This window comes from Mycobacterium sp. SMC-4, assembly GCF_050205565.1.
Classification (GTDB): domain Bacteria; phylum Actinomycetota; class Actinomycetes; order Mycobacteriales; family Mycobacteriaceae; genus Mycobacterium.
The window spans coordinates 17,464-27,659 of the sequence record NZ_JBNMQU010000007.1 but is presented as its reverse complement, the minus strand read 5'-3'; the positions used below and the strand labels follow the sequence as shown (position 1 = coordinate 27,659).

The 10,196-nt window shown below is 68.9% G+C and carries 7 protein-coding genes; 5 read left to right on the top strand and 2 right to left on the bottom strand.

Annotated features, from left to right (window positions below; translation table 11 throughout):
- Positions 1–13: 13 nt before the first annotated feature.
- The 3 genes from ACQI46_RS13630 to ACQI46_RS13620 are packed head-to-tail and all read left to right on the top strand — an operon-like array spanning position 14 to position 5,821.
- Entirely contained in the window at positions 14–4,315 is a 4,302-nt protein-coding gene (locus ACQI46_RS13630) for an amino acid adenylation domain-containing protein (protein ID WP_427094781.1), read from the top strand.
- On the top strand, positions 4,312–5,628 hold the full coding sequence (gene mbtG / locus ACQI46_RS13625) for an NADPH-dependent L-lysine N(6)-monooxygenase MbtG (RefSeq protein ID WP_427094549.1): 1,317 nt from the start codon (positions 4,312–4,314) through the stop codon (positions 5,626–5,628). Before ACQI46_RS13630 ends, mbtG begins: the two co-directional genes overlap by 4 nt.
- Entirely contained in the window at positions 5,606–5,821 is a 216-nt protein-coding gene (locus ACQI46_RS13620) for an MbtH family protein (RefSeq protein WP_427094548.1), read from the top strand. Before mbtG ends, ACQI46_RS13620 begins: the two co-directional genes overlap by 23 nt.
- 76 nt (positions 5,822–5,897) lie before the next feature.
- On the opposite strand, the gene ACQI46_RS13615 is transcribed toward ACQI46_RS13620, so the two are convergent.
- A complete protein-coding gene (locus ACQI46_RS13615) occupies positions 5,898–7,316 on the bottom strand; it encodes a hypothetical protein (protein ID WP_427094547.1) in 1,419 nt (472 codons plus the stop codon).
- A 196-nt stretch (positions 7,317–7,512) separates the two neighbouring features.
- Positions 7,513–7,827, bottom strand: coding sequence for a type II toxin-antitoxin system VapB family antitoxin (locus tag ACQI46_RS13610; RefSeq protein ID WP_427094546.1), 315 nt, complete (start codon positions 7,825–7,827; stop codon positions 7,513–7,515).
- Positions 7,828–7,968: 141 nt separating this feature from the next.
- On the opposite strand from ACQI46_RS13610, the gene hrcA reads away from it, so the two are divergent.
- On the top strand, positions 7,969–9,000 hold the full coding sequence (gene hrcA / locus ACQI46_RS13605) for a heat-inducible transcriptional repressor HrcA (protein WP_427094545.1): 1,032 nt from the start codon (positions 7,969–7,971) through the stop codon (positions 8,998–9,000).
- 44 nt (positions 9,001–9,044) lie between these two features.
- Positions 9,045–10,190, top strand: a complete 1,146-nt coding sequence (gene dnaJ / locus ACQI46_RS13600) for a molecular chaperone DnaJ (protein WP_427094544.1) — start codon at positions 9,045–9,047, stop codon at positions 10,188–10,190.
- Positions 10,191–10,196: the final 6 nt, after the last annotated feature.

Below are 10,196 nucleotides of genomic sequence, written 5' to 3'. Positions count from 1 at the left end.
CATCGCCGATGTGATGGCGTTGAGTCCGCTACAGCACGGGTTGTATTCGCTGACGTCCATGAGCGACGGCGAGGACCCGTATGTGATCGGGATGAGCGCGGACATCACCGGTGACCTCGACGTGTCCCTGCTGCACGACTGCGCCACCGCGATGTTGGTGCGACACCCGAATCTGCGGGCCGCGTTCTTCCAAGGGGATCTGACCAGACCCGTGCAGGTCATCCCCGAGAAGATCGAGGTGCTGTGGCGCCACGAGCATTGCGACCCCACCGAGGTCGAGGCTCGGGAGGCCCACGAACGCAGCCGCCGATTCGACCTGGCGCGCGGACCGGCGATCCGCTTTCTGTTGCTCGAATCAGCCGAGCAGCGTTGGCGTTTCGTCATCACCGCACACCACATCGCCATCGACGGATGGTCGCTGTCGCTGTTGTTGTCCGAGCTGCTGGTCCTCTACCGTTCCGGTGGGGACCCCGCGGCGCTGCCTGCCCCGCCGCGTCCCTACCGCGACTACATCGGCTGGCTGGCGGCACGCGACCACGACCATGCCCGTGCGTTGTGGCGGAATCACCTGGCCGGACTCGACGGCCCGACACTGCTCACGCCGTCCCTGGGTGGGACGTCCGGTGATGGTCTGCCGAAAACCACTGAGCTACAGGCTGACTCGCAGACCACCGACGCGCTGGTGGAGGCTGCCCGAGCGCGGGGCGTCACACTCAACTCGCTGGTCCAGATGGCCTGGGCGCTCACGTTGTCCTCGCTCACCGACCGCGCCGACGTCACCTTCGGCGTCACGGTCTCGGGCCGGCCCAGTGAACTCGCCGGTGTCGAGTCGATGGTCGGTCTGTTCGTGAACACGGTGCCCCTGCGGGTGCGGCTGGATCCGCGCGCCCCGGTCGGTGCGCAATGCCTTGCGCTGCAACATGACGCGGCCACGCTGCGGGACCACAGCTACCTCGGGCACGCAGAGCTCAGGACGCTCGGCGGCGTGGGGGAACTGTTCGACACGCTTTTGGTCTACGAGAACTTCCCGCCGGGGGCGGTCGCCGGGTCGACACCACTGGAGGCCAACGGCGCGGTGTTCACCCCGGTGGCCTTGCAGAGCTTGGCGCACTTTCCGGTGACCATCGCCGCACACCTGACCGACGGTCGGTTGACGGTGCTGGTCGAGGCCAAGGACGGCGCACTGGCCGCGGTCACCCCCGAGGCGTTGGGTCAGCGGCTCCTGGCGACCGTGCAACGACTGGTCGACGGCTGGGACCGTCCGCTGCGCGAGATCAGCGTGCTGCCTGAGGATGCCCCGGTGTCCGCCGGAGCCGGCAGCACACCGGACTCTGCCGGTGTCCACAACCGACTGACCGAGATCGCCGCCGACCGGATGGGTTCGGTGGCGTTGAGTTGGGACGGCGGCGAACTGACCTACCGGCAGCTCGAGGAGGCCGCCGACCGGTTGGCGGCGGTGCTGATCAATTCCGGGGTCGGCGCGGAGACGCCGGTGGCCATCCGGTTGCGCCGCGGCGCGGACTACGTCGTGGCGATGTTCGCCGTACTCAAAGCCGGCGGCATGATCGTGCCGCTGGATCCCGCGATGCCGGCCGACCGCATCGACATCATCCTGCGCCGCTCCGGGGCCGCGGTGGTCGTCGACGAGCACCTGATGGCCGCTGCCACCGCCGAACCGCCCGGGCACTACCGGCCCGCTCGGCCGGCGCCGCACCAGGGCGCGTACATCGTGTTCACCTCCGGCACCACCGGAGAACCCAAGGGCGTCATCGACACCCACGAGGCGCTACTGGCTTACGCCGACGACCACATCGCGGCGATCCTGCGCCCGGCCGCGGAGCGGATGCGGCGCCCTCTGCGCATCGCGCACGCGTGGTCGTTCACCTTCGACGCCGCGTGGCAGCCGCTGGCGGCACTGCTCGACGGGCACTTGGTGCACATCATCGACGATGCGACCCAACGCGATGCCGAAAGCCTGGTCGAGACCATCGCCCGCTTCGGCATCGACATGATCGACACGACACCGTCGATGTTCGCTCAGCTCCGCGACGTGGGACTGACCACCACCGTGCCGCTGGCCGTGCTGGCGCTCGGCGGCGAGAACATCGACCCGGGTATGTGGCAACAGATCCGGGGCGAGTGCGACCGCACCGGTATGGCCGCCTTCAACTGTTACGGCCCCACCGAGACGACAGTGGAAGCCGTGGTGGCGCCGATCGCCGCCCACGAGCGGCCCACCATCGGCCGGCCCACCGCAACGACCCGCGCCTATGTCCTGGATTCGTGGCTGCGGCCGGTACCGCCCGGGGCCGTCGGCGAGCTCTACCTGGCCGGCGGACAGCTCGCCCGCGGATACCTGGGGCGACCGGGGGAGACGGCGACCCGCTTCCTGCCGGACCCGTTCGTGCCGGGCGCGCGGATGTACCGCACCGGCGACGTGGTGCGGCGCGACATCGACGGCACGTTGGCCTACCTCGGCCGGTCGGACACCCAGGTGAAGATCCGGGGTTTCCGGGTCGAACCCGGCGAGGTCGCCGCGGTACTGGTCACCCACCCCGCGGTGGCGCAGGCCCATGTGGCGGTGCGACCCCACCGCAGCGGCTCCCGCCTGACGGCTTACGTGACCGGCGGCCCGCCGGTCGACGAGGTGCGCGCATGGTTGCTCGGCCGGCTGCCGCGGTACCTGATGCCCAACCGGATCGTGGCGGTCGACGAACTGCCGCTGACCGCGCACGGCAAGATCGACGAGCCCGCGCTGGCGGCGCTCGAACCTGACGGTGACAGCGTCACCGTCACCCCGCAGACTCCGACTGAAGTCGAATTGGCCGCGGTGCTCGCCGAGGTGCTCGGTGTCCAGAACATCGACGTGACAGCCGATTTCTTGGAACTCGGTCTCGACAGCATCGTGGCGCTGTCGGTGGTGCAGGCAGCTCGGCGGCGCGGTGTGGTGATGCGGGCCCGGCTGATGCTGGAGTGCGGCACGGTGCGCGAACTCGCCGCCGCGATCGACGACGACGTCGCGCGGCCTCGCGCGGATGCGGACGACGACCGGGGGCCGATCCCGTTGCTGCCCAACGCGCATTGGCTCTACGAGCACGGTGATCCGCGCCGGCTGGCCTCGACCGAGGCGCTGCGGCTGCCCTCGGGGATCACACGCGAACAGGTCGAAACCCTAATGCGCGGGGTCGTCGATGCCCACCCGGTCCTGCGGACCCGCCTGGATCGCGACACCATGACCCTGGTCGATCATCCGGTCGACACCCTGCTGACCGAAGCGCAGGCCGGCGCAGACCTGACCGCTGATGTCGCGCGGCACACCGCCGCGGCACTCGAACGCCTCGACCCGCAGCGCGGCCCACTGTTCGACGCGGTGTGGTTGCGGATTGCCGACACCGACACCAGCGTGCTGGTGTTGACCGCGCATGTGCTCGCCATGGATCCGGTGTCCTGGCAGATCGTCATCGGGGAACTCGACGCCGCCTGGCATGCCCTGGCCGCCGGGCGCGCCCCGGCGACACCGGCTGAGCACACCAGCTTTAGACAGTGGTCGACGCTGTTGCACCAGCGCGCAGACGAGTTCGACAACGCCGACTTTTGGCTGGCTCAACTCGACGGTGCCGATCCCGCCTTGGGCACTCGACGGTTACAGCCCGAGCGCGACCGTGCCGCTGCTCTGCAGGTCAGCGTCGCCGCCGCGGACGCCGAACTGACGGCGCGTCTGCTGTCCGGGGAACAGTCGGTGCTCGAGGTCCTCGTCGCCGCGCTGGCCCGCACGATCACCCGGTGGCGGACGCGCCGCGAGCAGCCCACGCCGCCGCCGCTGGTGGCCCTGGAAACCCACGGGCGCAATCCGATCGGCGACGCCGACCTCGCGGACACCGTGGGTCTGTTGTCGGCGATCTACCCGCTGCGGTTGCCCAGCGACGACCCCCGCGCTGTGTCCGTCCAACTCGCGAGCGTGCCGAGCGGCGGACTCGACTACGGGCTGCAGCGGTATCTGCGCACCGACACCGCCGAGACGCTGCGAGCTCACCCGGAGCCTCAGGTACTGCTGAACTACCTGGGCCGCGCGGACCTGCAGCCCACCGACGGCGCGGTGGTCGCCGACCGCCTGTTGCTCACCGGTCTGTCGACGGTGCCCGAACCCAACCTGGCCGTCCGCCACGAACTGGCGATCGTCGCCGCAGTGGTGGCGCACGGCGACACACCGGCGCTGGTGACGCAGTGGCGTACGGTGCCGGATGTGCTCGGCGCATCCGATATCGAAGAGCTGCAATCAATCTGGCACGACGCACTTCGTGAGGTGTTGCGATGACCACCACGCTGGCCGTGATCGGCGCCGGCGCCAAAGCAGTGGCGGTGGCAGCCAAAGCCGCCGTGCTGCGCGAAATGGGCGTCGAGACCCCCGAAGTGGTGGTGATCGAGCGCGCCGAAGTCGCCGCCAACTGGGATGCGATGGGTGGCTGGACCGACGGTCAGCACCGCTTGGGCACCAATCCGGAGAAGGACATCGGTTTCCCGTACCGCTCCGCCCTGGTGCGTCGGCGCAACGCCGAGCTCGACGAGCGGATGACCCGCTACAGCTGGCAGTCCTATCTGATCGGCACCGGACAGTTCGCCGAGTGGGTCGACCGCGGTCGGCCCGCGCCCACGCACCGCAGGTGGGGCCAGTACCTGCGCTGGGTGGCCGAGCAGGTCGGGATGGCCGTCGTCTCGGGTGAGGTACAGCAGATCTCGGTCGCGAGCGGCCAATCGGCTCCCGTCGCCGGTGACCGCTGGGCGCTGCACACCCACGAGGCCGCGGTGCAGGCCGACGGCGTGATGATCACCGGCCCCGGCCAGGCCGAGCGTTCGATCCTGCCGGGCCATCCCCGGGTGTTGTCGATCGCCCAGTTCTGGCATCGCGCCGCCGAACATGAACGCATCGCCGCCGAGCGGGTCGCGGTGATCGGCGGCGGTGAGACGGCCGCGTCGATGCTCAACGAGCTGTTCCGCCACCGCGTATCGACGATCACGGTGATCTCGCCGTCGGTCACGCTGTTCACCCGCGGCGAGAGTTTCTTCGAGAACACCCTGTTCTCCGACCCCACGGGCTGGACCGGTCTGACGTTGTCCGAACGGCGCGACGCGATGGCCCGCACCGACCGGGGCGTGTTCTCGGCCCGTGTGCAGGACGCGTTGCTCGCCGACGACCGGATCCGCCACCTGCGCGGCCGCGTCGCCCACGCGGTTGCGCGCGACGGCCGAATCCGCTTGACGCTCAACAGCGATCGGGGTGGGGAGCGACTCGAGACCGTGCACGGCTTCGACCTGGTGATCGACGGGTCCGGTGCGGACGCGCTGTGGTTCCTGCCGCTGTTCGCCCAGGACGCGCGCGACCTGCTGGAACTGGGTCTGGGCCGACCACTGACCGGGGAGGCGCTCGAGGAATCGATCGGGTACGACCTCGCAGTCTCGGGTGTGACGCCGAAGGTGTTCCTGCCCGGGCTGTCCGGATTGAACCAGGGGCCGGGATTCCCGAACCTGTCCTGCCTCGGGTTGCTCTCGGACCGAGTTCTGGGCGCGAAGCTCGGCGCCACCGACGGACACGCAATGAGGAGAAGTGATGAGCACCAATCCATTCGATGACGAGAACGGCACGTTCTACGTGCTGGTCAACGACGAGGACCAGCACAGTCTGTGGCCGGTGTTCGCCGACGTGCCCGCCGGCTGGCGCGTGGTGTTCGGCGAGAGCACCCGCGCCGAGTGCCTGGCCTACGTCGAGCAGAACTGGACGGATCTGCGCCCTCGCAGTCTGCGCGAGGCCATGGCCTCGGACTGACCTGGCCCTGAAAAGACCTTGGGGATAGCCGGATCGGCTATCCCCAAGGCGTTGGTTCCTCGTCGAGAGACTTACCTCATCGTGCGCTGCGGTCCCCGCCGCGGCGCTCGCGGTTGCTGCTGCTGGTCTTGCCGCTGTCGCCGCCGGCCGAGGCCGAGGTGTCGTCCCCGTCGGTGCCGGTGGTGTCCTCACCGGCGGGTTCCTGCGGCGTGACGTCCTCCGCCGTCTCGAGGTCGGTCTCTTCGGCCTCGTCCGTGACCTCTTCGACGCTGTCGGTGGCCGCCGGCTGTTCACCTTCAGGCGTGGCGCCGGTGGTCGAGGACACCAGGTCGAGGGTGATCGCGTCAGTGTCGCTGCCCACCGTGGTGTCGGCCGGCGACGAGGACTCCGCCAGCGCGATGCGCGCCGCCGCGGCCTCGGGTGCTGCGACCGGCTTCTCCATCTTCAGCGCGCGGGCTATCTGCTGCGGGATCTGCACGAAGAAGAAGTCGAAAGTCCCGGTCGGGGACAGCAGGCCCGGGAAGCTCTGGCCGGGTGCACCCGGGACGTTGTACGGGTGGTCCGGGTCGCTCTTGAACGCCGGTTCGTATCCGTTGAGGAAGGCGTTGATGATCTTCGCCGGTGCGTTGATCACGGCGCTGGCCAGCGTCACCAGATCACCGGAGAACAGCGCCTCGCGGGCCTCGTCGAGTATCTCCATGGTCTGGAAGATCGCGGTGACCGCAGGCGCCAGCAGCGCTCGACCGAAGTTGCCGATCACGCCGCGGGACAGCAGGCCGGCTCCGTACCCGGGACCGGTGGTGCCCTCGTCCATCCAGGACGTGCCGAGGATGCGTGCCAGCGGATCCAGGCCGATGGACTCCAGGAAGTCACCGGGGATCCGGAGGGCGTCGAGCAGCGCGCCGCGCCCGTCGCTGAGCCCGTCGGTCAGGAACCAGTGATTGATCTCGCCGAACGCGAGGAGGAACTCGCCGCGCAGCAGATACCCGAGCGAGGCTGACAGCGCCGCCGGCAGCTTCGAGAACGCGTCACTGGACGCGCCTCCGGAGGACTGCAGCGCTGCCATGATCCGCGAGCCGTACTCGGCTGGGAAGCCGAACGTCTGGCGCAGGATGTTGGCCGGGTCGGCGATGGTGCCGACCAGCGAGCTCACGAACTCCCGCTGCAGATCCGGGTTCCCCAGTGTCTGGCCCAGCTCGGTGACCTGTTCGACGAAGTTCAGGCCCAGTCCGCCGCTGGTGACCAGCGTGTTCGAGATCGTCGTCACCCACAGCGTCAACGGGTTCTCGAACGCCGAGAGATGCACCATCGACGCGACCTGCGGGTCGGGCAGCGTGGTCGTGGTCGGTGTGACCGTGACCGGAGTGACGGCAAGGGCGCCGGCCGTCACCATCGTCGCGCCCGCCAGCGCGAATTTGTTGAGGCGCGAATCGCGCCATGAGCGGTTGGTCTCGTGGTCGCATTCGGCGGCGCCGGCACGTACTTGAACTGGCACGGGATCTCCTGTGGGTAGCTGTGAATTGCCTGTGAGGCTCCTAGAGATTAGCTGTGCCTCGCCTGAGCCACAATAGGTTCGCCTCACCTAACCCACGTCTGCGCTGGGTGGTGCAGAAGAGACGGCCGTGGCGCGGCCGGAGACCGACCGTCGCGCTGTTTACTGAGAACGCCGAGCCGGTCGCATCGGCCAGGATTCACCCCATTTGCGGCAGCGGTTCGTCCATGTCGAACACCCGCGCGTGCAGCACGGTGCGGTTACGCAACGCGGCCCGGACCGCACGGTGCAGGCCGTCTTCGAGGTAGACGCTGCCGCGCCATCGCACGGCGTGCGGGAACAGATCGCCGTAGAACGTCGAGTCCTCCGACAGCAGCCGGTCGAGCGCCAGCACGGTCGTCGTCATGACGAGTTCGTCGAGTCGGATCTGTCGCGGCGGGATCTGCGCCCACTGCCGGTGCGTCAGACCGTGGTCAGGGTAGGGCCGACCGTCACGGACTCCCTTGAAGATCATCTGCGCGCCTCGTTTGCCCACTGCCCCCGCGGTAATACTTAGCCCTGCAAGATTAACCCGACGCGGCAGTGCGGGCACCAGCGCAGATCCTCGTAAAATGGTCGGGTCAGCGGGAGACGAATGAGGGGAAGGTGGTGAGGTATGGGCAGCGCGGACGACCGCAGATTCGAAGTTCTTCGAGCCATCGTCGCTGATTTCGTGGCCACGAAGGAACCCATCGGATCCAAGGCCCTCGTCGAGCGGCACAACCTCGGAGTTTCCAGCGCCACTGTGCGCAACGACATGGCCGTGCTCGAAGCCGAGGGGTACATCACCCAACCGCACACCAGCTCCGGGCGCGTGCCCACCGAGAAGGGGTACCGCGAGTTCGTCGACCGCCTCGACGACGTCAAACCGATGTCGAGCGCCGAGCGCCGAGCGATCCTGCAGTTCCTCGAATCCGGCGTCGACCTCGACGACGTGTTGCGCCGCGCGGTGCGCCTGCTGGCGCAGCTGACGCGCCAGGTCGCCGTCGTCCAGTACCCGCGGCTGTCGACCTCCACGGTCCGCCGCCTCGAGGTGGTCGCGCTGACCCCTGCGCGGCTGCTGCTGGTCGTGATCACCGACTCCGGCCGCGTCGACCAGCGCATCGTCGAGCTCGGTGATGCGCTCGACGAGCACCAGCTCAGCCAGCTGCGCGACCTGCTCGGGGCAGCTCTGGAGGGCAAACCGCTCTCGGCGGCGTCGATCGCGGTCAGCGACCTGGCCTCCCACATCACCGGCCAGGGCGGCCTGGCCGACGCGGTCGGTCGTTCGGCGACCGTGCTGGTCGAAACGCTGGTCGAGCACACCGAGGAGCGGTTGCTGCTCGGCGGCACCGCCAACCTGACCGCCAACACCGCGGACTTCGGCGGCTCCCTGCGCTCGGTGCTGGAGGCCCTCGAGGAACAGGTCGTGGTGCTGCGGTTGCTGGCCAAGCAACAGGAGGCGGGTAAGGTCACCGTGCGTATCGGGCACGAGACCGAAGCCGAGGAAATGGCCGGAGCGTCGGTGGTGAGCACTGCGTACGGCAGTTCGGGCAAGGTGTTCGGCGGCATGGGTGTGTTGGGTCCCACTCGGATGGACTATCCGGGAACCATCGCCAATGTCGCCGCAGTTGCTCTCTATATTGGCGAGGTTCTAGGTAGCCGCTGACCCGTTGCGGTTCGTCGCCGGTCAGAGGGTGGGAAAGGTACAGCGTGGCACGCGATTACTACGGGCTGCTCGGAGTGAGTAGAGGCGCCAGCGATACGGAGATCAAGCGCGCCTACCGCAAGCTGGCCCGTGAGCTGCATCCAGACGTCAACCCCGACGAGGAAGCCCAGGCGCGGTTCAAGGAGATCAGCGTCGCCTATGAGGTGCTCAGCGATCCCGAGAAGCGGCGCATCGTCGACATGGGCGGCGACCCGCTGGAATCGGCGGCCGCCGGTGGCGGTGGCTTCGGTGGCTTCGGCGGTCTGGGCGACGTGTTCGAGGCGTTCTTCGGTGGCGGCACCGCATCCCGCGGCCCGATCGGCCGCGTCCGGCCCGGGTCGGACTCACTTCTGCGGATGCGGCTGGACCTGGAGGAATGCGCGACCGGCGTGACCAAGCAGGTCACCGTCGACACCGCGGTGCTGTGCGACCTGTGCCACGGCAAGGGCACCAACGGCAACTCCACACCGGTGGCCTGCGACACCTGCGGCGGACGCGGCGAGATCCAGACCGTGCAGCGCTCGCTGCTCGGCCAGGTCATGACTTCGCGGCCGTGCCCGGTGTGTGGCGGTGTCGGTGAGGTCATCCCGGATCCGTGCAGCCGGTGCTCCGGTGACGGCCGCGTACGCGCCCGCCGCGAGATCAGCGTCAAGATCCCGGCCGGTGTCGGCGACGGCATGCGGGTGCGCCTGGCCGCCCAGGGCGAGGTCGGCCCCGGCGGCGGTCCGGCCGGTGACCTCTACGTCGAGGTGCACGAGAAGCCGCACGACATCTTCGTGCGCGACGGCGACGACCTGCACTGCACGATCTCGGTACCGATGGTCGACGCCGCGCTGGGCACCACGGTCACGTTGGACGCGATCCTCGACGGACCCGTCGAGATCGAGATCGCGGCGGGCACCCAGCCCGGATCGGTGACGACGCTGCGCGGCCACGGCATGCCGCACCTGCGCTCCGGCGTGCGCGGCAACCTGCACGCCCACATCGACGTGATGATCCCGACGCGCCTCGACCACGAGGACATCGAGCTGTTGCGCGCTTTTCAGGAACGCACCCGCGACTCCGCCGCGGTACGCAACGCTTCGGGGAACAACTCCTCCCACGGCGGGGGATTGTTCTCGCGGCTGCGCGAAACCTTCACCGGCCGCTAGGCGGTC

Bases quoted from the DNA above. Each gene is read 5' to 3' on its own strand.
- ACQI46_RS13610 (WP_427094546.1), bottom strand. From the start codon at position 7,827: ATGATCTTCAAGGGAGTCCGTGACGGTCGGCCCTACCCTGACCACGGT.
- mbtG (WP_427094549.1), top strand. From the start codon at position 4,312: ATGACCACCACGCTGGCCGTGATCGGCGCCGGCGCCAAAGCAGTGGCG.
- hrcA (WP_427094545.1), top strand. From the start codon at position 7,969: ATGGGCAGCGCGGACGACCGCAGATTCGAAGTTCTTCGAGCCATCGTC.
- ACQI46_RS13620 (WP_427094548.1), top strand. From the start codon at position 5,606: ATGAGCACCAATCCATTCGATGACGAGAACGGCACGTTCTACGTGCTG.
- ACQI46_RS13630 (WP_427094781.1), top strand. From the start codon at position 14: ATGGCGTTGAGTCCGCTACAGCACGGGTTGTATTCGCTGACGTCCATG.